At 72.5% G+C, this 23,834-nt stretch carries 18 protein-coding genes, 2 tRNA genes and 1 pseudogene; 5 read left to right on the forward strand and 16 right to left on the reverse strand.

The window, feature by feature from the left end:
• Window positions 1-96: 96 nt before the first annotated feature.
• A complete protein-coding gene (gene dnaJ, locus ACZ4UB_RS30040; protein WP_354380203.1) occupies window positions 97-1,233 on the reverse strand; it encodes a molecular chaperone DnaJ in 1,137 nt (378 codons plus the stop codon).
• Entirely contained in the window at window positions 1,234-2,250 is a 1,017-nt protein-coding gene (hrcA, locus tag ACZ4UB_RS30045; protein ID WP_354380204.1) for a heat-inducible transcriptional repressor HrcA, read from the reverse strand. It abuts the gene before it with no gap.
• Between the two features lie 193 nt (window positions 2,251-2,443).
• Between hrcA and ACZ4UB_RS30050 the strand changes: the two genes are divergently transcribed.
• Window positions 2,444-3,169 carry an MBL fold metallo-hydrolase gene (locus tag ACZ4UB_RS30050; protein ID WP_468074954.1) on the forward strand — a complete coding sequence of 242 codons (726 nt, stop codon included), beginning with the start codon at window positions 2,444-2,446 and terminating at the stop codon, window positions 3,167-3,169.
• A 28-nt stretch (window positions 3,170-3,197) separates the two neighbouring features.
• The gene (locus ACZ4UB_RS30055; RefSeq protein ID WP_354380206.1) at window positions 3,198-3,998 is read left to right on the forward strand and encodes a DUF3097 domain-containing protein; all 801 of its coding nucleotides are present in this window, start codon (window positions 3,198-3,200) and stop codon (window positions 3,996-3,998) included.
• A 356-nt stretch (window positions 3,999-4,354) separates the two neighbouring features.
• On the opposite strand, the gene hemW is transcribed toward ACZ4UB_RS30055, so the two are convergent.
• From hemW to lepA, 3 genes are all read right to left on the reverse strand, one after another.
• The gene (gene hemW / locus ACZ4UB_RS30060) at window positions 4,355-5,587 is read right to left on the reverse strand and encodes a radical SAM family heme chaperone HemW (RefSeq protein WP_468074956.1); all 1,233 of its coding nucleotides are present in this window, start codon (window positions 5,585-5,587) and stop codon (window positions 4,355-4,357) included.
• 89 nt (window positions 5,588-5,676) lie between these two features.
• Window positions 5,677-7,566, reverse strand: coding sequence for an AMP-dependent synthetase/ligase (locus tag ACZ4UB_RS30065; RefSeq protein ID WP_468074958.1), 1,890 nt, complete (start codon window positions 7,564-7,566; stop codon window positions 5,677-5,679).
• 233 nt (window positions 7,567-7,799) lie between these two features.
• Window positions 7,800-9,665, reverse strand: a complete 1,866-nt coding sequence (gene lepA, locus ACZ4UB_RS30070; RefSeq protein ID WP_468074960.1) for a translation elongation factor 4 — start codon at window positions 9,663-9,665, stop codon at window positions 7,800-7,802.
• A 244-nt stretch (window positions 9,666-9,909) separates the two neighbouring features.
• Between lepA and rpsT the strand changes: the two genes are divergently transcribed.
• Window positions 9,910-10,176, forward strand: coding sequence for a 30S ribosomal protein S20 (gene rpsT, locus ACZ4UB_RS30075; RefSeq protein WP_468074963.1), 267 nt, complete (start codon window positions 9,910-9,912; stop codon window positions 10,174-10,176).
• Between the two features lie 342 nt (window positions 10,177-10,518).
• On the opposite strand, the gene holA is transcribed toward rpsT, so the two are convergent.
• Window positions 10,519-11,517: a DNA polymerase III subunit delta gene (holA, locus tag ACZ4UB_RS30080; protein ID WP_354380211.1), complete on the reverse strand. Its 999-nt coding sequence runs from the start codon at window positions 11,515-11,517 to the stop codon at window positions 10,519-10,521.
• Window positions 11,518-11,560: 43 nt separating this feature from the next.
• Between holA and ACZ4UB_RS30085 the strand changes: the two genes are divergently transcribed.
• Complete coding sequence (locus ACZ4UB_RS30085) at window positions 11,561-11,821, forward strand: hypothetical protein (protein WP_354380212.1); 261 nt, start codon at window positions 11,561-11,563, stop codon at window positions 11,819-11,821.
• Between the two features lie 25 nt (window positions 11,822-11,846).
• Here ACZ4UB_RS30085 and soxR read toward each other — a convergent pair whose 3' ends face one another.
• Window positions 11,847-12,311, reverse strand: coding sequence for a redox-sensitive transcriptional activator SoxR (soxR, locus tag ACZ4UB_RS30090; protein WP_354380213.1), 465 nt, complete (start codon window positions 12,309-12,311; stop codon window positions 11,847-11,849).
• Between the two features lie 94 nt (window positions 12,312-12,405).
• On the opposite strand from soxR, the gene fdxA reads away from it, so the two are divergent.
• Window positions 12,406-12,729 carry a ferredoxin gene (gene fdxA, locus ACZ4UB_RS30095; protein WP_468074966.1) on the forward strand — a complete coding sequence of 108 codons (324 nt, stop codon included), beginning with the start codon at window positions 12,406-12,408 and terminating at the stop codon, window positions 12,727-12,729.
• Window positions 12,730-12,816: 87 nt separating this feature from the next.
• Here fdxA and ACZ4UB_RS30100 read toward each other — a convergent pair whose 3' ends face one another.
• The 9 genes and pseudogenes from ACZ4UB_RS30100 to ACZ4UB_RS30140 all read right to left on the reverse strand — a co-directional run bounded on the left by ACZ4UB_RS30100 (window position 12,817) and on the right by ACZ4UB_RS30140 (window position 23,763).
• The gene (locus tag ACZ4UB_RS30100) at window positions 12,817-13,701 is read right to left on the reverse strand and encodes a YceI family protein (RefSeq protein WP_468074968.1); all 885 of its coding nucleotides are present in this window, start codon (window positions 13,699-13,701) and stop codon (window positions 12,817-12,819) included.
• Window positions 13,702-13,849: 148 nt separating this feature from the next.
• Window positions 13,850-16,237 (reverse strand): annotated as a pseudogene (locus ACZ4UB_RS30105) (ComEC/Rec2 family competence protein); the annotation flags it as partial.
• The gene (locus tag ACZ4UB_RS30110) at window positions 16,234-17,223 is read right to left on the reverse strand and encodes a ComEA family DNA-binding protein (RefSeq protein WP_468074970.1); all 990 of its coding nucleotides are present in this window, start codon (window positions 17,221-17,223) and stop codon (window positions 16,234-16,236) included. The gene ACZ4UB_RS30110 and the pseudogene ACZ4UB_RS30105, both read right to left, overlap by 4 nt.
• Before the next feature lie 101 nt (window positions 17,224-17,324).
• The gene (locus ACZ4UB_RS30115; protein ID WP_468074972.1) at window positions 17,325-18,170 is read right to left on the reverse strand and encodes a DegV family protein; all 846 of its coding nucleotides are present in this window, start codon (window positions 18,168-18,170) and stop codon (window positions 17,325-17,327) included.
• Between the two features lie 895 nt (window positions 18,171-19,065).
• The gene (locus tag ACZ4UB_RS30120) at window positions 19,066-19,755 is read right to left on the reverse strand and encodes a hypothetical protein (protein WP_468074974.1); all 690 of its coding nucleotides are present in this window, start codon (window positions 19,753-19,755) and stop codon (window positions 19,066-19,068) included.
• A 135-nt stretch (window positions 19,756-19,890) separates the two neighbouring features.
• A complete protein-coding gene (gene leuS / locus ACZ4UB_RS30125) occupies window positions 19,891-22,761 on the reverse strand; it encodes a leucine--tRNA ligase (protein ID WP_468074976.1) in 2,871 nt (956 codons plus the stop codon).
• Window positions 22,762-23,060: 299 nt separating this feature from the next.
• Window positions 23,061-23,133 (reverse strand) — tRNA-Ala (locus ACZ4UB_RS30130).
• A 190-nt stretch (window positions 23,134-23,323) separates the two neighbouring features.
• Window positions 23,324-23,557, reverse strand: a complete 234-nt coding sequence (locus tag ACZ4UB_RS30135) for a hypothetical protein (protein WP_008738908.1) — start codon at window positions 23,555-23,557, stop codon at window positions 23,324-23,326.
• 133 nt (window positions 23,558-23,690) lie between these two features.
• Window positions 23,691-23,763: transfer RNA gene (locus ACZ4UB_RS30140), tRNA-Ala, on the reverse strand.
• Window positions 23,764-23,834: the final 71 nt, after the last annotated feature.

The raw sequence follows: 23,834 nt of genomic DNA on the forward strand, positions 1-23,834 counted from the left end.
TCCCCCCAAAAAGACCCTCCCTTTCCCCCCCCCCTTTCCCTCCCCCCCCCCCCCTTCCCCCCCCCCCCCCCCCCCCCCCCCCCCCCACCGCAGCGATCAACGCCCGTTGAAGGCGTCCTTCAGCCTGCTGAAGAGGCCCTGCTGGCCGGGCTGGAACTGCCCGGTGGGCCGCTCCTCGCCGCGCAGCTTCGCCAGCTGGCGCAGCAGTTCCTCCTGCTGCGCGTCCAGCTTGTTCGGGGTCATGACCTCGACGTGGACGATCAGGTCGCCCCGGCCGCCGCCGCGCAGGTGCGTGACGCCGCGGCCGTGCAGCGGGATGGACTGGCCCGACTGGGTGCCGGGGCGGACGTCCACCTCTTCGAGGCCGTCCAGGGTCTCCAGCGGGCACTTCGTCCCCAGGGCGGCCGCCGTCATCGGGATCGTGACCGTGCAGTGCAGGTCGTCCCCGCGGCGCTGGAAGGTCGAGTGCGGCAGCTCGTGGATCTCGACGTAGAGGTCGCCGGCGGGGCCGCCGCCGGGGCCGACCTCGCCCTCGCCCGCGAGCTGGATGCGGGTGCCGTTCTCGACACCGGCCGGGATCTTGACCGTGAGGGTGCGGCGGGAACGGACCCGACCGTCGCCCGCGCACTCGGGGCACGGGGTCGGGACCACGGTGCCGAAGCCCTGGCACTGCGGGCAGGGCCGCGAGGTCATGACCTGGCCCAGGAAGGACCGGGTGACCTGCGAGACCTCGCCGCGGCCGCGGCACATGTCACACGTCTGCGCCGAGGTGCCGGGTGCGGCGCCCTCACCGGAGCAGGTGGTGCAGACGACGGCCGTGTCGACCTGGATGTCCTTGGTCGTCCCGAAGGCCGCCTCGTCCAGTTCCAGGTCGAGGCGGATCATGGCGTCCTGGCCCCGGCGGGTCCGCGAGCGCGGTCCGCGCTGCGAGGCCTGCCCGAAGAAGGCGTCCATGATGTCCGAGAAGTTGCCGAAGCCGCCGGCTCCGAACCCGCCCGCTCCGCCGCCGCCCGAGGAGGACAGCGGGTCGCCGCCGAGGTCGTAGACCTGCTTCTTCTGCGGGTCCGACAGCACCTCGTAGGCCGCGTTGATCTCCTTGAAGCGCTCCTGCGTCTTCGGGTCCGGATTCACGTCCGGGTGGAGTTCACGCGCGAGGCGCCGGAAGGCCTTCTTGATCTCGTCCTGGGAAGCGTCGCGGCGCACGCCGAGTACGGCGTAGTAGTCCGTGGCCACTTACGACTCCGCCAGGATCTGTCCGACGTAACGTGCCACTGCGCGTACCGCTCCCATCGTTCCGGGGTAGTCCATGCGGGTCGGTCCGACCACGCCGAGTTTGGCGACTGCTTCGCCGCCCGAACCGTAACCGACCGAGACGACCGACGTGGAGTTCAGCCCCTCGTAGGCGTTCTCGTGCCCGATCCGTACGGCCATTCCCGACTCACTGGCCTCGCCCAGCAGCTTGAGGAGCACGACCTGCTCCTCCAGCGCTTCGAGCACCGGCCTGATCGTCAGGGGAAAATCGTGTCCGAAGCGGGTGAGATTGGCGGTGCCGCCGATCATCAGCCGTTCTTCGGCGTCCTCCACGAGGCATTCGAGGAGCGTCGCGAGGACGGTGGACACCGTCGCCCGGTCGTCGCTCTCGAAGGACTCCGGGAGGTCCTGCACCAGCGGCGGCACGTCGGTGAACCGACGGCCGACGACCCGGCTGTTGAGCCGCGCCCGCAAGTCCGCCAGGGAGGTCTCCCCGAAGGGCGTCTGGCAGTCGATGAGCCGCTGCTCGACCCGACCGGTGTCCGTGATCAGTACGAGCATCAGGCGGGCCGGGGCCAGCAGGAGCAGCTCGACGTGGCGGACGGTGGAGCGGGTCAGGCTGGGGTACTGGACGACGGCGACCTGCCGGGTGAGCTGCGCCAGCAGCCGCACCGTGCGACCGACGACGTCGTCGAGGTCCACGGCGCCGTCGAGGAAGTTCTGGATGGCCCTGCGCTCGGGCGTCGACAGCGGCTTGACGCCCGCCAGCCTGTCGACGAAGAGGCGGTAGCCCTTGTCCGTGGGGATGCGCCCCGCGCTGGTGTGGGGTTGGGCGATGTAGCCCTCTTCCTCCAGCACGGCCATGTCGTTGCGCACGGTGGCGGGCGAGACGCCGAGCCGGTGCCGCTCGGTGAGCGCCTTGGAGCCGACCGGCTCCTCCGTCCCGACGTAGTCCTGGACGATGGCGCGGAGCACTTCGAGTCTGCGTTCGCTGAGCATCGCGCACACCTCCGTCTGTGATGCCTGTTCGTGTGGAGCCTGTCCACCGGCCGTCATGGCGGGTGCCGCTGGCACTCGCGGTCGGTGAGTGCCAGAGATCCCCCGGTCAGTGTACGGCGGGTACGTACGGCGTTAGCAAGGGCGGCCCGTCAAGGTACCGCGCGGGGGGCGACCGCTCGACTAGCGTCGCCGCATGGACGTGAGTTGGGAAGACGCGGGTTGGGAACGGCTGACCGAACGGTCCGGCCGGCTGCGACTGCCGGTGTGGGACTGCACCGCGGGGCTGGTGGTGGGCGATGACGCGGTCCTGCTGATCGACCCCGGATCCTCCCTTCCGGAGGGGGCGGGGCTGCGGGCGGCGGCGGAGCGGATGACGGGCCGCCGGGTGACGCATATCGCATTCACGCACGGCCATTTCGATCACGTTCTGGGTGCGGCGGCCTTTCCGGAGGCCGAGGTGTACGGCGCGGTGGGCCTCGACGCGCTGCTGGCCACCGGCCGTGACGGGCTGCGCGAGGACGCCGTGCGGCACGGGCTGGCGCGGGCGGAGGCGGTCCGGGCGACCGAGTCGCTGGTCGTCCCGGGGCACCTGGTGTCGGGCGAGTGGACCCTGGAGCTGGGCGGGGTGCAGGTGCTGCTGGCCAATGTGGGGCCCGGGCACACCGGGCACGACCTCGCGGTGTTCGTGCCGGGCGACCGGGAGGTGGTCTTCTGCGGGGACCTGGTCGAGGAGTCCGGGGAGCCGCAGGCGGGCCCGGACGCGGTGCCCGCGCGGTGGCCCGCCGCCGTGGACCGGCTGCTGTCGCTGGGCGGCGACGACGCGCTGTACGTGCCCGGTCACGGAGCGGTGGTCGACGCGGCCTTCGTGCGTGCGCAACGCGACACACTGGCCCTGCGGTACGGCGTGTCGCGTGCGTGAGGCCGACGGGCCTCCTAGCGTCGGCCGGATGCGTGAGTACTCGCCCGACCTGACCCCCGCGTGGAAGCGCCCCCGCCCCGTCCCCGAGGTCCCCGCGGACCTCGACGTGGTGGTCGAGGAGGCCGGTACGGGCTTCTGCGGGGCCGTCGTCGGCTGCGAGGCGGGCACGGTGACCCTGGAGGACCGCTTCGGCAAGCGGCGGGTGTTCCCGATGGAGGCGCGCGGCTTCCTGCTGGACGGGGCCGTGGTGACCCTGGTGCGCCCCTCCAGGGCCCCGGCGGCCCCCGCGCGCACGGCCTCGGGCTCGATCGCCGTCCCGGGCGCACGGGCGCGGGTGGCGCGGGCGGGCCGGATCTACGTGGAGGGCCGCCACGACGCCGAACTGGTCGAGCGGGTCTGGGGCGACGACCTGCGCATCGAGGGCGTGGTGGTGGAGTACCTGGAGGGCATCGACGACCTCGCGGCGATCGTGGCGGACTTCGCCCCGGGGCCGGACGCGCGCCTGGGCGTGCTGGTGGACCACCTGGTGGCCGGCTCGAAGGAGTCCCGCATCGCCGCCGCGGTGACCTCGCCGGACGTCCTGGTCGCGGGCCACCCGTACGTCGACGTCTGGCAGGCGGTGAAGCCGTCCGCCCTCGGCATCCCGGCCTGGCCGGTGGTCCCCCGGGGCCAGGACTGGAAGACGGGCGTCTGCCGCGCGCTGGGCTGGCCGCCGAACACGGGCGCCGCCTGGCAGCACATCCTGTCCCGCGTCCACTCCTACCAGGACCTGGAACCAGAACTCCTGGGCCGCGTAGAAGAACTAATCGACTTCGTCACAGCCCCCTAACCCCCCTGCCCCCGGCGGGCCCTCAATCGCCGGGCAGGCTGAATGGGCCCAGGCTGCACCACACCCAGCCCCGCCATCGCTACCGGCGGGCCCTCAATCGCCGGGCAGGCTGAATGGGCCCAGGCTGCACCACATCCAGCCCCGCCGGCGTTTGAGGCGCACCACATCCAGCCCCACCGGCGCTCCAGGCACCCACAACCCCCGCCGTCGCCTCCGGCGGGCCCTCAAACGCCGGGCGGGCTGAATGGGCCCAGGCGGCACCACATCCAGCCCCGCCGGCGTTTGAGGCGCCCCCGGAGGGTTTGCCAGGCGGCGGCAGCGCCCCGGCGCGGCGCCGGAGCCGGCCCGGGCCGGGGTCAGTCGACCAGGTCGCGGACCACCGCGTCCGCCAGCAGCCGCCCCCGCAGGGTCAGCACCGCACGCCCCACCCCGTAGGGCCCGGCCTCCAACAGCCCGTCGGACAGCGCCCGCCCGGCCGCCGCGAGCCCGGCCGGAGCCAGCAGGGACAGCGGGCACCCCTCCCGCAGCCGCAGCTCCAGCAGGATCCGCTCGACCCGCCGATCCTCCGCGGACAGCAGCTCGCGCCCGGCCCCGGGCGACCTCCCGCCCGCCAGCGCCGCGGCATACGCACCGGGGTGCTTCACGTTCCACCACCGCACCCCGCCGACGTGCGAGTGCGCACCCGGCCCCGCGCCCCACCAGTCCGCCCCGCGCCAGTACAGCTCGTTGTGCAGGCAGCGCCCGGCCTCGGTCGTGGCCCAGTTGGAGACCTCGTACCAGTGGTAGCCGGCCTCCGCCATGACGGAGTCCGCGATCAGGTAGCGGTCGGCGTGCACGTCGTCGTCGGTCATCGGGACCTCGCCCCGGCGGATCCGGCGGGCCAGCTGCGTGCCCTCCTCGACGATCAGCGCGTAGGCGCTGATGTGGTCCGGCCCGGCGCCCAGCGCGGCGTCCAGCGTGGCCCGCCAGTCGTCGTCCGATTCCCCGGGGGTGCCGTAGATCAGGTCGAGGTTGACGTGCTCGAAGCCGGCCGCCCGCGCCTCCGCGACGCACGCCTCGGGGCGGCCGGGGGTGTGCGTGCGGTCCAGGACCTTCAGGACGTGCTGCTTGGCGCTCTGCATGCCGAAGGAGACGCGGTTGAAGCCGCCGGCCCGCAGCTCGGCGAGGTACGCGGAGTCGACCGAATCCGGGTTCGCCTCGGTGGTGATCTCGGCGTCCTCGGCCAGGCCGAACTCGTCCCGGATCGCCGCGAGCATCCGGACCAGGTCCGCGGCGGGCAGGAGCGTGGGCGTACCGCCGCCGACGAAGACCGTGCGGACGGACCGCGGGTCGTCGCCGAGCACCTTGCGGGCGAGGCGCACCTCGTCGATGAGGGTGTCGGCGTAGTTCTCGCGGGAGGCCAGCACGCCGCCGGTGCCGCGCAGCTCGGTGGCGGTGTAGGTGTTGAAGTCGCAGTAGCCGCAGCGCGTGGCGCAGTACGGGACGTGCAGGTAGAACCCGAGCGGCCGGTCCGCCGCACCCGCCAGGGCGTGCGACGGCAGCGAGCCGTCTTCGGGCATGGGTTCCCCGTCGGGGAGGGCGGAAGGCATGCCCCCATTGTCCCGCACGCCGACCCCTGCCGGGCGCGGCGTGCGGGCGCCCGGCCCCGGGGGCCGGCGGCGGTGGGTTCCGGTCGGGGTCAGGCCTCGTTCGAGCCCGCGTACATCTCGTCGATGAGCGCCTTGAACTCGCGCTCGACGACCGGCCGCTTCAGCTTGAGGCTGGGCGTGAGGTCGCCGTGCTCGACGTCGAGGTCGCGCGGGAGCAGTCGGAAGGTCTTGACCGTCTGCCAGCGCTGGAGGCCCTCGTTCAGGGTCTGTACGTACGTCTCGACCAGGCGCTTGGTCTCGGCCGCGGCCACGACCTCGCCGTACGTCTTGCCCTCCAGCCCGTTCTCGGCGGCCCAGCCCAGGATGGCGGGGCCGTCGAGGGCGATGAGCGCGGAGCAGAAGTTCCGGTCGGCGCCGTGGACGACGATGTTGGAGACGTAGGGGCAGATCGCCTTGAAGCGGCCCTCCACCTCGGCGGGGGCGACGTACTTCCCGCCCGAGGTCTTGATCAGGTCCTTCTTGCGGTCGGTGATGCGCAGGTAGCCGTCGGGGGACAGCTCGCCGATGTCGCCGGTGTGCAGCCAGCCGTCCGCTTCGAGCACCTCGGCGGTCTTGTCGGGCTGGTTGTGGTAGCCCTCCATGATGCCGGGGCCGCGGAGCAGGATCTCGCCGTCGTCGGCGATGCGGACCTCGGTGCCGGGGAGCGGCTTGCCGACGGTGCCGGTGCGGTAGGCCTCGCCGGGGTTGACGAAGCTGGCCGCGCTGGACTCCGTCAGGCCGTAGCCCTCCAGGATGTTGATGCCGGCGCCGGAGAAGAAGTAGGCGATCTCGGGGGCGAGGGCGGCGGAGCCGGAGACGGCGGCGCGCAGGTGGCCGCCGAAGGCGTCACGGAGCTTGGAGTAGACGAGCGCGTCGGCCACGCGGTGCTTGGCGGTGAGGGCGAGGGGGGCCTTGGCCTGACCGGTGCGGCGGAAGTTGTCCTGGGTGACCTTGGCGTACTCGCGGGCGACGGAGGCCGACCACTTGAAGATCTTGTACTTGGCGCCGCCGGCGGCCCGCGCCTTGGCCGCGACCCCGTTGTAGACCTTCTCGAAGATGCGCGGGACGGCCGCCATGTAGGTCGGCTGGACGATCGGCAGGTTCTCGATGATCTTGTCGATCCGGCCGTCGACGGCCGTGACGTGCCCGACCTCGATCTGGCCGGAGGTGAGCACCTTGCCGAAGACGTGCGCCAGCGGCAGCCACAGGTACTGGACGTCGTCCGCGGAGATCATGCCGGTGGCCACGGTGGCCTTGGCCATGTACGACCAGTTGTCGTGCGGCAGCCGCACGCCCTTGGGGCGGCCCGTGGTGCCGGAGGTGTAGATGAGCGTGGCGAGTTGGTCGGCGGTGATCGCCTCGATCCGCTCCCGGACGGCTTCGGGGTGCTTGGCGAGGTGCTCGGCGCCGCGCGCTTCGAGGTCGGCGAGCGAGAGCACCCAGTCCTGCGGGTCCCCCTCGACCGCGACCGCGTCGGCCGCCTCCAGCACGATGACGTGGGCCAGGCCGGGAAGGTCGGCGCGGTGCGCGCGGGCCTTCGCGAGCTGGGCGGCGTCCTCGGCGATCAGCACCCGGCTGTCGGAGTCGGCGAGGATGAACGCCGATTCCTCGCCGTTGGTGCTCGGGTAGATGGTGGTGGTCGCGGCTCCCGCGCACATCACGCCGAGGTCGGCGAGGATCCACTCGACGCGGGTGCTGGAGGCGAGGGCGACGCGCTCCTCGGACCGTACGCCGAGGGTGACCAGGCCGGCGGCGATGGCGAAGACCCGTTCGGCCGCCTGCCCCCAGCTGAGCGACTTCCACTCGTCCGGTCCCTGGCCCGGGGCCGCGATGACCGGATAGCGGTAGGCCTCGCCGTTCGGAGTCGCGGCGACGCGCTCAAGGAAGAGGGCCGCCACGGTGGGCGGGCGGTTCTCGATCATGGTCTGTGTGTCGCTCACGACATCCTCCGTACCGGTCCACGCGGCAGGGCGTGAAGACGTGGGGACTGGCGGGTTTCTTGTGACTGGCGAGTAACCAACGAGCAGTGATCAGAGTAGATGGCCGCCCCACCGGTGCGTAAGGGCCGGCGGGCGGCCGGTTCATAACGAAACGGGCCCCCGCACGCCTGTGCGGGGACCCGTTCCGTCGACATGGGCGAGGCCGCTACCGCTCCTCGTACCCCTTCTCCGTACTACTTCTTCTTGCCGCCGGAGTCGTCGCTGGACAGCACCGCGATGAAGGCCTCCTGGGGGACCTCCACGGAGCCGACCATCTTCATCCGCTTCTTGCCTTCCTTCTGCTTCTCCAGCAGCTTCCGCTTACGGGAGATGTCACCGCCGTAGCACTTGGCGAGGACGTCCTTGCGGATGGCGCGGATGGTCTCGCGGGCGATGACGCGCGAGCCGATGGCGGCCTGGATCGGGATCTCGAAGGCCTGCCGCGGGATGAGCTCGCGCAGCTTGGCGACCAGGCGCACGCCGTAGGCGTAGGCCGCGTCCTTGTGCGTGACGGCGGAGAAGGCGTCGACCTTGTCGCCGTGCAGCAGGATGTCGACCTTGACCAGACCGGAGGCCTGCTCGCCGGTGGGCTCGTAGTCGAGGGAGGCGTAGCCGCGCGTCTTGGACTTCAGCTGGTCGAAGAAGTCGAAGACGATCTCGGCGAGGGGGAGCGTGTAGCGGATCTCGACGCGGTCCTCGGAGAGGTAGTCCATCCCGAGGAGGGTGCCGCGGCGCTGCTGGCAGAGCTCCATGATCGCGCCGATGAACTCGGAGGGCGCGAGCAGGGTGGCCCGCACGACCGGCTCGAACACGTCCGAGATCTTGCCCTCGGGGAACTCGCTCGGGTTGGTGACGGTGACTTCCTTGCCGTCCTCCAGGACGACCCGGTAGACCACGTTCGGCGCGGTGGCGATCAGGTCGAGGCCGAACTCGCGCTCCAGGCGCTCGCGGACCACGTCCAGGTGCAGCAGGCCGAGGAAGCCGACGCGGAAGCCGAAGCCCAGCGCGGCCGAGGTCTCCGGCTCGTAGACGAGCGCGGCGTCGTTGAGCTGGAGCTTGTCCAGGGCCTCGCGCAGGTCCGGGTACTCGGAGCCGTCGAGCGGGTACAGGCCCGAGAAGACCATCGGCTTCGGGTCCTTGTAGCCGCCGAGGGGCTCGGTCGCGCCGTTGTGCAGGCTGGTGATGGTGTCACCGACCTTGGACTGACGGACGTCCTTCACGCCGGTGATGATGTAGCCCACCTCGCCGACGCCGATGCCGTCGGACGGGGTCATCTCCGGGGACGAGACGCCGATCTCCAGCAGCTCGTGCGTGGCGCCCGTGGACATCATCCGGATGCGCTCGCGCTTGTTGAGCTGGCCGTCGACCACACGGACGTACGTCACGACGCCGCGGTACGAGTCGTAGACCGAGTCGAAGATCATCGCGCGGGCGGGGGCTTCCTTGACGCCCACCGGCGCCGGAACGGTCGCGACGATCTTGTCGAGCAGGGCGTCCACGCCGACACCGGTCTTCGCCGAGACGCGCAGCACGTCCTCGGGCTGGCAGCCGACCAGGTTCGCGAGCTCCTCGGCGAACTTCTCCGGCTGGGCGGCCGGCAGGTCGATCTTGTTCAGCACCGGGACGATCGCCAGGTCCTTCTCCATCGCCAGGTACAGGTTGGCGAGGGTCTGCGCCTCGATGCCCTGGGCGGCGTCCACGAGGAGGACCGTGCCCTCGCACGCGGCGAGGGAGCGGGAGACCTCGTAGGTGAAGTCGACGTGACCGGGGGTGTCGATCATGTTCAGCACGTGCGTGCTGCCCTGATCGGGACCGACGGTGGGGGCCCAGGGCAGACGGACCGCCTGCGACTTGATCGTGATGCCGCGCTCACGCTCGATGTCCATGCGGTCGAGGTACTGGGCGCGCATCTGCCGAGAGTCGACGACGCCGGTGAGCTGGAGCATCCGGTCGGCGAGGGTCGACTTGCCATGGTCGATGTGCGCGATGATGCAGAAGTTGCGGATCAGCGCCGGGTCGGTACGGCTCGGCTCGGGCACGTGGCTAGGGATCGCGGGCACGCAGTGTCCTGATTCTCGGGTCGCAGTCGGAAAGCGGTGTCAGCGCGGAAGTCTGATCTCGTCGCCCTCATCGGCGCGATGTCGGATCTATACGCAGACTCCCATGGTCCCATGGCCGACGCAGTGCGGCCGGTTTGGGCCGGTCGGAGCGCGGCTGGTAGCCTGGGCAGCTGTGTGTCGCATGCCCTCTCAGCAGACGGCACACAATCCGAAGATCAAACTCTGAACCTGAAAAGGCTCTTTCGTGGCGAACATCAAGTCCCAGATCAAGCGGAACAAGACCAACGAGAAGGCGCGCCTGCGTAACAAGGCCGTCAAGTCGTCGCTCAAGACCGCGATCCGCAAGGCCCGCGAGGCCGCCGCCGCCGGTGACGTCGAGAAGGCCACCGTGGCTTCTCGCGCCGCTTCGCGTGCGCTCGACAAGGCTGTCTCGAAGGGCGTCATCCACAAGAACGCCGCCGCCAACAAGAAGTCGGCGCTGGCTATCAAGGTTGCCGCCCTGCAGGGCTGAGCTTTCTGATGTGAACGCCGGAAAGGACCCAGCGGGCCCTCTCTCCCGCTCCTGACCGGCACCCCGCGCCGCACACGGCCTGCGTTCGCCACGCGGGTGCGGCGCACAACAGCAGCAACCGAAGGCCCCGGCGGCCCCCCTTCCCCAGGGGAGCCACCGGGGCCTTCGCGCGTCCCGGCCCGGAAGGGGCTGGGGTGGGGGCTCCCGGTGGGCGGTGCGCCGGGTGGGAGCTCGCGGTGGGCGGTGCGCCGGGTGGGGGCTCGCGGTGGGCGGTGCGCCGGGTGGGGGCTCGCGGTGGGCGGTGTGCCGGGTGGGAGCGGCCGGGGGTCGGGGGTGCTGGGGTCAGTGGTTGGGCTGGCGGGGGCGGGCGGCGCGGGCCACCGCCACGACCGCCTTCTCCAGCGCGTACGCCGCGTCGTCACCGCCGCCCTTGACGCCCGCGTCGGCCTGCGCGACGGCCCGCAGGGCCTCCGAGACGCCGTCCGCCGACCAGCCGCGCATCTGCTGCCGGACCCGGTCGATCTTCCAGGGCGGCATGCCGAGGTCGCGCGCGAGGTCGCCGGGGCGGGCCCCGCGGGGGGCCGAGGCGAGTTTGCCGATCGCCCGGACCGCCTGGGCCAGTGCGCTGGTGATCAGGACCGGCGCCACCCCCGTGGACAAGGACCAGCGCAGGGCCTCCAGGGCCTCGGCCGCACGGCCCTCGACCGCGCGGTCCGCGACGGTGAAGCTGGAGGCTTCCGCCCGGCCCGTGTAGTAGCGGCCGACCACGGCCTCGTCGATCACTCCGTCGACGTCCGCGCACAGCTGGGCCGCCGCGCTCGCCAGCTCCCGCAGATCGCTGCCGATGGCGTCGACCAGGGTCTGGCACGCCTCCGGGGTCGCCGACCGGCCCAGGGTCCGGAACTCGCCCCGGACGAACGAGAGCCGGTCCGCCGCCTTCGTCATCTTCGGGCAGGCGACCTCCCGGGCCCCCGCCTTGCGGGCCGCGTCCAACAGGCCCTTGCCCTTGACGCCTCCCGCGTGGAGGAGGACGAGGACGATCTCCTCGTAGGGCGCGCCGAGGTACGCCTTGACTTCCTTGACCGTGTCCGCGGACAGGTCCTGCGCATTGCGCACGATCAGGACCTTGCGCTCGGAGAAGAGCGAAGGGCTCGTCAGCTCGGCCAGCGTGCCGGGCTGGAGCTGCTCGGACGCGAGGTCGCGCACGTCGGTGTCGGCGTCGGCGGCCCGGGCGGCCGCCACCACCTCCCGCACCACGCGGTCGAGGAGCAGGTCCTCCTGGCCCACCGCGAGGGTGAGCGGGGCGAGCGGATCGTCGGTTGAGTTCTTCCTGGTGGCCATCGCCTCCAGCATCCCACGCCGCACTGACAGCGCCCCGCCCCGCATGCCGGAGAATGTTCCGGTGAACCTGCGACATGTACTGGTCCTGCCCGACCGCGACGCCGCCGACGAGGTGGCCCGGGAGCTGGTCGACCGCTTCGGCCTGCCCGAGGAGCCGCAGCTGGTCCGTGAGGCACTGGCCGGCGAGGACGACGCCGAGGACGCCCAGTGGCTCGTGGTCGTCGAGGACCCGAAGGAACTCCTCGACACCACGGCCCTGGACGACCTGGCCGCCGACCACGACGGCTGGCTCGAAGCCCCGTAACCCCGCACCGCGCCCCCGGAACCCCTTACAGGCGTCGGGGTCCGGCACCGTCCTCGGCGAGTGCGTCGCCAGGGTTCAGCAGGGCGCAGGCCTTCATCGAGAGGCAGCCGCAGCCGATGCACCCCGTGAGTTCGGCCTCGAGTCGTTCGATGGTCTGCCGGCGCTCCTCCAGACGGCGCTTCCAGCCGCGCGAGGCGCGCTGCCACTCCTGGTGGCTCGGCGGCCGGTCGAGCGGTACGTCGTCGAACGCCTCGCGGAGGTCCTGCAGCGGGATGCCGATCCGTTTCGCCACCGAGATCAGGGCGACCCGGCGCAGCATGTGCCGGGGGTAGCGGCGCTGGTTGCGCTCGTCGCGTTCGGACGCGATCAGGCCGAGTTCCTCGTAGAACCGCAGGGCGGACACCGCCGCCCCGGTCCGCGCGCTGACCTCGCCGATGCCCAGCCAGTCGTCGGGGGTGGCCCTGGCACCGCCGGGCTGATGAGTCCTCATGCAGACCTCCTCTTGACCTCAAGTCTCCTTGAGGCCCTACGTTCGGCTACGCCAGAGCGGCAAGCAGCACCGACCCGGAGAGGACGGCAGCCCGATGACGTTTGTGATCGCCCTGCCCTGTGTGGACGTCAGGGACAAGGCATGCCTGGACGAGTGCCCCGTCGACTGCATCTACGAGGGGGAGCGGATGCTCTACATCCACCCCGACGAGTGCACCGACTGCGGCGGCTGCGAGCCGGTCTGCCCGGTCGAGGCGATCTACTTCGAGGACGACACCCCAGAGCCGTGGCGGCCGTTCAACGCGGCGAACGCCGAGTTCTTCGCCGACCTCGGCTCCCCCGGCGGCGGCGCGAGGCTCGGCCTGATCGAGAAGGACCATCCGATGGTGGCGGCGCTGCCGGTCCAGGACACCGTCTGACCCACCGAAGGCGCCGGGCCCCCTCTTCCAGACCTTGCCGGACCAGCGCGCGTCGTGGGGCGCCCGGCAAGATCCGAAAGAGCAGGTCTATGCCTTGTGGATGATCTGGACGTCGAGTTTGACCTCGACGCTCATGCCGATCGCCGCGATGCCGTGTGCCAGCATCGACTGCCAGTTGAGGGTGAAGTCCTCGCGGTGCAGCTCGACCGTGGCCCGACACGCGGCCCGGGTCTCCCCCTCCAGGCCGGTGCCCACCCCCAGGTACTCGGCGTCCAGGGTGACGGAGCGGCTGACGCCGTGCAGGGTGAGGGCTCCGGCCACGGCCCAGCGGCTTCCGCTGCGGTGGATGAAGCGCTCGCTGTAGAACTCCACCGTCGGATGGCGCTGCGCGTCCAGGAAGTCCGCCGAGCGCAGGTGGTCGTCCCGCAGCCGGACCCCGGTGTCGATGCTCGCCGTGTCCATGATCACGTGCATGGAGGAGTCCTCCATGCGGTCGGCTATCCGCACCGCACCGGCGAAGGTGTTGAACCGGCCGTGGATACGGGCCAGGCCGATGTGGCGGGCCGTGAAGCCGATGGAGGAGTGCGCGGGGTCCAACTCCCAGTGCCCGGGCCGCGGCAGCAGCGGCGGCTCGACGGAGTCGAGCACGATCTCCGCCGGGCCCTGCCGCGGAGCGCCTTCCCCGACGATCGTCGCCCCGTGGTACGGCGCGTACCCCTCGGCCGTGACGGCCAGCCGGTACTCCCCCTCCGGAACCGCCGCGATGAACCCGCCGTAGGGGTCGGTCTCCCCCCTGACGATCCGTCGGCCGATCGGATCGGTGACCTCGAACCGGGCCTGGCGGACCGGCTGGTGAACGGTGTCGAGGACCCGGCAGCTGAGCAGACCCGCCATCGGCGGCAGCGTCAGCGTCGCGGATCCGGGTGGGCCGGAGCCCGCGCCCGTCTCCATACCCCGTCGGCGACTGAACATGGTCGATGCACCCCCGTGCGCTGTGTGGACTTGAGTGGTCTTGAATCGTTCTGGCGAAAACGCATTCGATCATGCAGTTGGGTTGGGGGCAAACAGAACGGTCACACCCGGTATGCCCGCGCCGCCCGCGCCGTCGACCGGCTGGAAATGCCCGTAGCCCCGGGCCCGCTCCGGCGATCGCCACCGAACCGTCGGTATCGGTGCGCAGCACGACCGCCCCCGCCGCCCGCAGGCGCGCGAGCGTGTCCGCCGCCGGGTGACCGTAGCGGTTCCGGGCTCCGACCGGAACGATCGCGATGCGTGCGGCGATACTCGCCTGTAGCGCGGGGTCCTGGTGCGCGGAGCCGTGGTGGGCGACCTTGAGCACGTCCACGGGCCCCAGCAGCGGACGCTCCCTCAGCAATTGCCGCTGGGCGGCCGGTTCGAGGTCGCCGAGCAGGAGCAGCCGCAGCCCGGCGCTGTCGACCAGGAGGGCCACGCTGGCGTCGTTGGGGCCGTCGGGCGGTGGCCCCGCCCCCGGCCCGGCGGGCGGGGGCCAGAGCACCTCCCAGGACAACGGACCGATCCGGCGCCGCTCCCCCGCCCGGGCCCCCTCCACCGCGATGCCGGCCGCCGCCGCGGTCCGCCGGACGAACTCGACCTGGCCCGGCGGTTCGGCCAGCGTGGTGGTCTGGATCACCCCGACCGCCCGTCCGCGCAGCACCCCGGCCAGCCCGCCCACGTGGTCCGCGTGGAAGTGCGTCAGGAGCAACAGCGGCACGCGCCGCACCCCCAGGGCCCGCAGGCACGCGTCCACCGGGCCAGGCTCCGGGCCGGTGTCCACGACCACGGCCGTCCCCGGTCCCGCGGACAGCACGCCCGCGTCCCCCTGGCCCACCGCGCACTGCACGTAGCGCCATCCGGGCGGGGGCCAGCCGGTCAGGGTCCGGGTCAGCTGCGGGGGCCTCAGCAGAGCGAGGAGCAGGAGCAGGGCCGTCACCGCGCAGGCCCAGCGGTAGCGACCCAGCCGTGTCACCAGCCACACGAGGCCCAGGGTGACCACCGCCAGCAGCACGCCCCCACCGATCCCACCGGGCCAGGACAACTCCGCACCCGGCAGCCCCGCCCCCGTCCTGGCCACGGAGGCGATCCACCCGGCGGGCACCCCGGCGCACCAGGCGATCACCCGCGCGCCGTCCATCCACACCGGGGCGGCGGCGAGCGCGGCGAAGCCCAGCACCGTGGCGGGGCCGGCCGCGAGCTCGGCGAGCAGATTGCACGGCACCGCCACCAGGCTGACCCGGGCCGCGAGCACCGCCACCACCGGCGAGCACACCGCCTGCGCGGCCGCGGCGGCGCCCAGCGCCTCGGCGAGCCGGAACGGCACCCCCCGGCGCCGCAGGGCTTCGCTCCAACGGGGCGCCAGGGTCAACAAAGCCCCGGTGGCCAGGACCGAGAGCAGGAAGCCGTAGCTCCGGGCGAGCCACGGGTCGTAGAGCACGAGCAGCACGACGGCCGCGGCCAGGGCGGGGATCAGGGACCGGCGCCGCCCGGTGGCGAGGGCCAGCAGGGTGACCGCCCCGCAGGCGGCCGCCCGCAGCACGCTCGGCTCCGGCCGGCAGACCACCACGAAGGCCAGGGTCAGGGCCGCCCCGCCGAGGGCCGCCCCCCGCAGCGAGAGTCCGAGCCGGGGCGCCAGACCGCGCCGCTCGGCGAACTGCGCGCTGCCCGCCGGGCCGATCAGCAGGAACAGGACCACGGTGAGGTTGGACCCGGACACCGCGAGCAGGTGCAGCAGGTCGGTGGCGCGGAAGGCGTCGTGCAGATCGGCCGGCACCCGGGCGGTGTCCCCGACCACCAGCCCCGGCAGCAGGGCCCGGGCGTCGGGCGCGAGGCCGTCGGTGGCCGTGCGCAGACCGGCCCGCAGCCGCCCCGCGACGCGCTGCGCGAGGTCCGGGCCGGCGGTGACGGCGGGCGGCGCGTTCCCCGCCGGCCGCAGCAGGGCCACCGCCCGCTCCCCGGCGCGGGCCGGAGCCAGCCGGGCCGTGGTCCGCACCCGGGTCGAGGGCAGCAGCCGGGCCCACTCGGGGTGCGCCGCCATCACGAGCACGGGTGTGCTCACCCGCGCCCGCCTCCCGTCCGGTCCCGTCACCCGGGTCGCCTCGGCGTCCATGAGCAGCACCGGCGGCCCCGCGCCGGTCCCGACCCGCCGCGGGTCCGATCCGATCGTCAGCTCCACGGTGACCACGGCCTGCTGCCGGGCGAGCCCGGCCACCGGACCGGAGCGGGCCCCGGCCCGCTCCAGGCCGGCCACCGCCGCTCCGGCCGCCGCGCAGAGCAGGACGGCCGCCGCCGTGGTCCCGAGCGCCCACCGGCGCCCGCGTGGGCGCCGCGCCACCCACACGAGCGAGCCCGCGCCCGCCGCCGCGAGTCCCACCCCGACGGCCGTCCGCACGGGCGGCGCGTCGAGGGCGAGCGCGGCCGCCGCCCAGGCGGCGAGGGCGGGCACCGCGAGCCGCAGGTCCACCGGGCCCGGGGGGCCGGTCGGCCGGTTCACGGCCGGACCAGGGCGCGCAGGTCGGCGAAGCGCCGGTCACCGATGCCGTTGACCTGGCGCAGTTCCTCCACGGAGCGGAAACCCCCGCGCGCGGTGCGGTAGTCGACGATGTGCCGGGCCAGCACGGGGCCGACGCCGGGCAGTCCGTCCAACTGCTCGACCGTGGCGGTGGCGAGGCTCACCGGGCCGGGACCCTGACCGGGACGGGGACCGCCCGGACCGGGACCGCCGGGCGCGGGCTGCGCGAGGACGCCGACGAGCACCTGCTCGCCGTCCACCAGGATCCGGGCCCGGTTCAATCCGGAGGTGTCCGTCCCCGGCTGCACGCCCCCCGCGGCGGCCAGTGCGTCCTCGACCCGCGACCCGGCGGGCAGCCGCCGGACCCCCGGCGCCCGGACCTTGCCGCTGACGTCGACGACGATCCGGGCATCGGCGGAGGGCGCCGCCGCGGACGTGGACGGCGCAGCCAGGAACGGGACCGCCGGAGCCCGGGCCGGGCCGGTGGTGGCGAAGGGGACGGAGACGGCCCCGGCCGGGGCCGGCGGTGGAGCCGAGACGGCGGGGGCGGTCACCGGCTGCGGCCGCGCCGACCAGTACTGCTGCCCGGCGAACCCCACCGCGACGACCAGCACCACCGCGACGGCGCCCAGCGTCTTCGGTTCCCACCCGCAGCGCGTCTGTACCCACACCGGCATCCGCTCCCGCACCGCGAGCGCCCACCCGCTCCCTACGGGAGCCGGAACGGCCCCGGACAGGGCGGAGGCGTCCGCCGGGCCGGCCCGCGGGACACCCGGCGGGACGTCCGGCGGGGCCTCGCGGACCGCGCCGGCGTCCAGCAGGGCCTCCGCACGGCGCCGCAGGGCGGGGGACGGCGGGACGGGTGCGCGGCGGCCGACACGGCGGCGGGTGCGGCCGTCGGAGCCGTAGGAGCGGCCGGGGCCGCTGGTGGCTCCGGAGGACGGTGAGGTACGGGTGCGAAGAGTCATGCCGACGACGGTAGGGACGAATCCACCGTCCCGTTCGGAGGCACCAATTCCGGTGGACAGAAACTCCGTTGTGGATAACTCCACCACTCTTGTGAGGGACGTCAGCGCGGCGAGACGACCGCCGCCAGCAGCCCCGGCCCGGTGTGCGCCCCGATCACCGCACCGACCTCGCTGACGTGCAGTTCCACCAGGCCCGGAATGCGCTCGCGGAGACGTTCCGCCAGTTTCTGGGCGCGCTCCGGGGCCGCGAGATGGTGCACGGCCACGTCCACGGCACCCGATCCGGCGCGTTCCACCGCCAGTTCTTCCAGACGGGCGATGGCCTTGGACGCCGTACGCACCTTCTCCAGCATCTCGATGCGGCCGCCCTCCAGCGTGAGCAGCGGTTTGACGGCGAGCGCCGAACCCAGCAGGGCCTGGGCCGCGCCGATGCGGCCGCCGCGGCGCAGGTAGTCGAGGGTGTCGACGTAGAAGTACGCGGACATGCCCGCCGCGCGCTTCTCGGCCGCGGCCACCGTCTCGTCGAGGGAGCCGGAGGCGTCGGCGACCTCGGCTGCGGCGAGGGCGCAGAAGCCGAGGGCCATGGCGACCATGCCGGTGTCGACCACGCGGACGGGCACGGGGGCGGTCCGTGCCGCGACCACGGCGGCGTCGTAGGTTCCGGAGAACTCGGCGGAGAGGTGCAGGCTGACGATGCCGCTCGCACCGGCGTCGGCCGCCGCCTGGTACGCCCTGACGAACTCCTCCGGGCTGGGCCGGGAGGTGGTGACCGGGCGGCGCTTCTGGAGGGCCGCGGCGAGGCTGCGGGCGGAGATTTCCGTGCCCTCTTCGAGGGCCTCGTCACCGAGGACCACGGTCAGGGGTACGGCGGTGATTCCGTGCCGCGCCATCGCCTGTGGGGGCAGGTAGGCCGTGGAATCGGTGATGATCGCGACATGGCGGGACATGAGCCGGAGGGTACCGGCAGCGGGCGGAGTCCGGCAGCCCGGTCCGGCGGGTGACCTGGCCGGTCGGGGTTGCGGGGCGGTGGGCGCCCAGCGGGATCTGCCCGCCCGGCGCCGCGCCGAAACCGGCCGCCGCCGAGCGGCCGGGCCCCGGGCGCGCACCCGAGGTGTCGAGCCGAGCCACTGCCCGGGGCGCCCCGGAGCCTCCGGCGGGCCCTCAATCGCCGGGCGGGCTCACTTTGGCCGGGGCGCCGCCCACCGTGACGCAGGCTCCTGCGGCACGCCCTCAAACGCCGGGCGGGCTGGCTCTCGCCCGAGGTAGCCCCGCGGCGCCGGAGTGCCGCCAGGAGGCCCCTGGGCGCCGGCCAGGCGGACCCTGACCGAGGCGCCGACCGCCGTTGGCTCGGTTGCCTCCGGCGGGCCCTCAAACGCCGGGCAGGCTGATGCGGCCGGACGCCGCCCACCGCCGGTCCCCGAACAACGACCAGGCCGACGCCGACCGAGAGACCCGCCCAGCGCCGTAGCACGATCGCTCCGGCAGGCCCTCAAACGCCAGGCAGGCAATGTGGCCGGACGCCGCCCACCGCCGGTCCCCGAACAACGACCAGGCCGACGCCGACCGAGAGACCCGCCCAGCGCCGTAGCACGTGCCTCCGGCGGGCCCTCAAACGCCGGGCGGGCTGATTGTGGCCGGGACGCCGGGAGGTCGCGCGCTGGCCGAGGTGGTTCCGGGGGGAATTCAGCCTCGCCGGCGTTTGAGGCGCCGCCGGAGGCGGGGTGGCACGGCCCCCGGCCGGCAGCATCCGCTCAGGTGGTCGTTCCGGGGGAATTCAGCCTCGCCGGCGTTTGAGGCGCCGCCGGAGGCGGGGTCGCACGGCCCCGGGCCGGCAGCGGCCGCTCAGGTGGTCGTTTCGGGGCGGGCCGTCTTTTCCCATGGGTAGGAGGTCCGCGGCGGGGGCTTCGGTAGGGCGGCCGGCGGGGTTTGTCCCCGGTCCGGCGTGGTCGGCTCGGGCGGCCATCCCGCCAGGTCGTCCACCGACTCGCGGGACCAGTCCCGCAGCGCCCCCGACTCGACCTCGATCTGCGCGGACAGCACGCTCAGGTCGTCCTCGGCGAACTTGCGGGCCCGGTCGCGCGCGGCCCAGCGCAGCGAGTCCGAGGCCTGGACGACGCGATCGGCACGCTCCCGCAGCTCCGGCAGGCGGTCGGCGATCCGCTTCTTGTCCGGCTCCTGCTCCAACCGCTTCAGCTCGTCGTCCAGCTCGTGCCCATGGGCGCTCAGCCGCTCGAAGAGGCCGATCGATTCCCGCAGCGAGGCGTCCGTCTGCACGCCTTGGTACAGCGCCTGCTGCGTGGAGCGCATCGACATCCGCAGGTCCAGCCGTATCTGGGCGAGCGCCCCGACCACCCCGACCTGTCCGAAGCTGCGGGCCTTCAGGCTGGTGTCCTCGACGGTCCGGCGCGCCTGCGTGATCGTGCGGTCGACGCCGCGCTTCGCCGCCCCGACGACCTTCACGGTGACCCACACACCCAGTCCCAAGAAGGTGAACAGCACCATCAGGGCCATGATGATCAACGCGGCCTCCATGAGGTTCCCTTTCCCTGGAACGAACGAACGGCTTTCCTCGCCCTCCCACCGTAAACGCCGCGGGCAGGCCAGGGGTTCCAATCGAACCCCCAACCTGCCCGTACGGGATGACCCCTACACCAGGGTCAAGTCGCCTCAGATGACGATGTTCACCAGCTTCGGCGCGCGCACGATGACCTTGCGGATCTCGGCCCCGCCCAGCGCCTCGACCACGCCCGGGTCGGTCACCGCCAGCTGCTCCAGGTCCGCGTCCGAGATCGTCGGCGGCACCTCCAGACGGGCCTTGACCTTGCCCTTGACCTGCACCACGCAGGTCACGCTCTCGTCGACGACGTACGCCGGGTCCGCGACGGGGAAGTCATGGTGGACCACCGAGTCGGCGTGGCCCAGCCGGTGCCACAGCTCCTCCGCGATGTGCGGGGCCAGCGGCGCGACCAGCAGCACCAGCCGCTCGGCCACCGAGCGCTCCAGCGGCCGGCCGGCCTTGGTCAGGGCGTTGTTCAGCTCGGTGATCTTCGCGATCGCCGTGTTGAACCGCAGCCCGGCCAGGTCGGCGCCCGCCCCGTCGATCGCCTTGTGCAGCACGCGCAGCGTGTCCTCGGCCGGCTCGGCGTCGACGACGGTCACCGCGCCCGAGTCCTCGTCCACGATGTTGCGCCACAGGCGCTGCAGCAGCCGGTACTGGCCGACGACGGCGCGCGTGTCCCACGGGCGCGAGACGTCCAGCGGGCCCATCGCCATCTCGTACAGGCGCAGCGTGTCCGCGCCGTACTCCTCGCAGATCTCGTCCGGGGTGACCGCGTTCTTCAGGGACTTGCCCATCTTGCCCAGCTCGCGCTTGACCGGCTCGCCCTCGAAGAAGAACTTGCCGTCGCGCTCCTCGACCTCCGTCGCGGAGACCGGGAAGCCGCGCGCGTCACGGTAGACGTACGCCTGGATCATGCCCTGGTTGTACAGCTTGTGGAACGGCTCGACCGAGGACACGTGGCCCAGGTCGAACAGCACCTTCGACCAGAAGCGCGCGTACAGCAGGTGCAGCACCGCGTGCTCGGCGCCGCCCACGTACAGGTCGACGCCGCCGTGCGGCTGGCCCTCGCGCGGACCCATCCAGTACTGCTCGACGGTCGGGTCGACCAGCTCCTCGGAGTTGTTCGGGTCCAGGTAGCGCAGCTCGTACCAGCAGGAACCGGCCCAGTTCGGCATGGTGTTGGTCTCGCGGCGGTAGCGCCGCACGCCGTCGCCCCGGCCCAGGTCCAGCTCGACGTCGACCCAGTCCGCCTTGCGCGACAGCGGGGTCTCCGGCTTGCTGGTGGCGTCGTCCGCCTCGAAGGTGCGCGGGGAGTAGTCCTCGACCTCGGGCAGTTCCAGCGGCAGCATCGACTCGGGCAGCGCGTGTGCGACGCCGTCCTCGTCGTAGACGATCGGGAAGGGCTCGCCCCAGTAGCGCTGGCGGCTGAACAGCCAGTCGCGCAGCCGGAAGTTGATCGTGCCCTCGCCGATGCCGCGCTCGGTCAGCCAGTCGGTGATCTTCGCCTTGGCGTCGACGACGCCCAGGCCGTCCAGGGACAGGCCCTCGCCGGTCGAGTTCACCAGGGCGGCGTCGTAGGAGGCGAACGCGTCGTCCCACTCCGCCGGGTCCGTGCCACGGCCGTCGGAGGGCTGCACCACGCAGCGCATCGGCAGCTCGAAGGCGCGCGCGAAGGCGAAGTCACGGGTGTCGTGCGCCGGGACGGCCATGATCGCGCCGGTGCCGTAGCCCATCAGGACGTAGTCGGCGATGAAGACGGGGACCTGCTCGCCGCTGACCGGGTTGACCGCGTACGCACCGGTGAAAACGCCGGTCTTCACCTTGGCGTCGGCCTGACGCTCGACGTCCGACTTGGAGGCGGCCTGCTTGCGGTAGGCGGCGACGGCGTCGGCCGGAGTGGCGTGCCCGCCGGTCCAGACGTCGTGCGTGCCCTCGGGCCAGGCGGCCGGGGTGATCTTCTCGACCAGCTCGTGCTCGGGCGCCAGGACCATGTACGTGGCGCCGAACAGGGTGTCGGGGCGGGTGGTGAAGACGGTGATCGCGTCGTCGCCGACGGCGAAGTCGACCCGCGCGCCCTCGCTGCGCCCGATCCAGTTGCGCTGCTGCAGCTTGATGGCCTCGGGCCAGTCCAGCGCGTCCAGGTCGTCCAGCAGGCGGTCCGCGTAGGCGGTGATCCGCATGTTCCACTGGCTCAGCCGGGCCTTGAAGACGGGGAAGTTGCCGCGCTCCGAGCGGCCGTCGGCGGTGACCTCCTCGTTGGCCAGCACGGTGCCCAGGCCCGGGCACCAGTTCACGGGCGCGTCCGAGGCGTACGCCAGCCGGTACTCGTTCAGTACGTCGGCGCGCTCGCCGGCGGTCAGCGCGGCCCAGGAGCGGCCTCCCGGGACCTCACGGGAGCCGTCCTCGAAGGCGGCGATCAGCTCGGCGACCGGGCGGGCCTTGTTCGCCTCGGTGTCGTACCAGGAGTTGTAGATCTGCAGGAAGATCCACTGGGTCCACTTGTAGTAGTCCGGGTCGATCGTCGCGAAGGACCGGCGCTTGTCGTGCCCCAGGCCCAGGCGGCGCAGCTGGACCTTCATGTTCTCGATGTTCGCCTCGGTGGACACGCGCGGGTGCGTGCCGGTCTGCACGGCGTACTGCTCGGCCGGCAGGCCGAAGGCGTCGAAGCCCAGGGTGTGCAGGACGTTGTGGCCGGTCATCCGCTGGTAGCGGGCGAAGACGTCGGTCGCGATGTACCCCAGCGGGTGGCCGACGTGCAGGCCCGCGCCGGAGGGGTACGGGAACATGTCCATGATGAACTTCTTGGGGCGCGCGACCACGGCCGCGTCCCCGGCCAGGTCACCCGTCGGGTTGGGGGCCTCGTAGGTCCCCTCCGCGTCCCATACGTCCTGCCAGCGTGCCTCGATGTCGGCGGCCATGGCAGCCGTGTAGCGGTGCGTCTCGACCGCCTCGGGGGCCGTGGTGTTCGTCTCGCTCATGATTCCTGAAGCTCCATCGATCGTCTCTGCCGTCTCTGCCTGACCAAACGAAAAAACCCCTCGCACAGGAGGGGGCGCCGCGCCGGTGCCGACCGTCTCGCGGTCGGCGCTGATCAGCGCGGCTCGGTAAGCAGGAGGCGTACGGCACGCATGGCGCCAGGGTACCGCAGGGGCCCCGACGCCCGCTCGGCCGTACCGCGGCGCGGACACGACGGGGAGCGGCGCGGACGCGGCGAAGGGCGGCGCGGGCACAACGAAGAGCGGGCCACCCGATCCGGGTGGCCCGCTCTTCTTCACTGTGGAGCTATGGAGAATTGAACTCCAGACCTCCTGCATGCCATGCAGGCGCTCTACCAACTGAGCTATAGCCCCTTGCGTACTGCCCGCCGCCTCGGTGTTCCTCGCGGTTTCCCTTGGCGACGTCCCAAACATTACACGGTGATGGCCCTGGTCCAAAAATCGGTTTCCACCAGGCTTCGGAGCCGTCCGGTCCGGCCGGCCGGGGCCGGGTCCGGGGCACCTTCCGGGGCCGTGTTCCGGGGACCGCGATCGGGGCCCCGGGTCACGCCCTGGCGAACTGGTAGAACCGCTTGAGCGTGCAGTGCTCGTCGAGCAGTCGGCCGTAGATCGGCTCCCCCTCGAGTTCCCGGTACGTCTCGATCGGGTCGCCTTTTATGATCAGCGCCCGCGCGCATTCCTCGCACCAGTACTGGTAGTCGGGATTGACCGGGTCCATGTCCCGCACGATCGGCGTGCCGTTGTTGCACCAGTCGCACCGGCGCCGGTGTGCACCCATCCGTCAGCGACTCCCTCCCGCCAGGGGCCGCCATCTCCCCTCCGGCCGTCCGATTCTGTCATGCCGGTGACGGGCGGGGCAGCCTGGACAAAAGCAAGGATCCCGCCCCCTGTTGGGGACGGGATCCTGATTGTGGAGCTATGGAGAATTGAACTCCAGACCTCCTGCATGCCATGCAGGCGCTCTACCAACTGAGCTATAGCCCCGCTCTCCGCCGCGCTCCCCCCGTCTCCGGTGTTCTGCGCTGCGAACAAGAAGAACTCTAGCCTGCGACCCG

It is taken from the genome of Streptomyces sp. NPDC028419, from assembly GCF_055565515.1.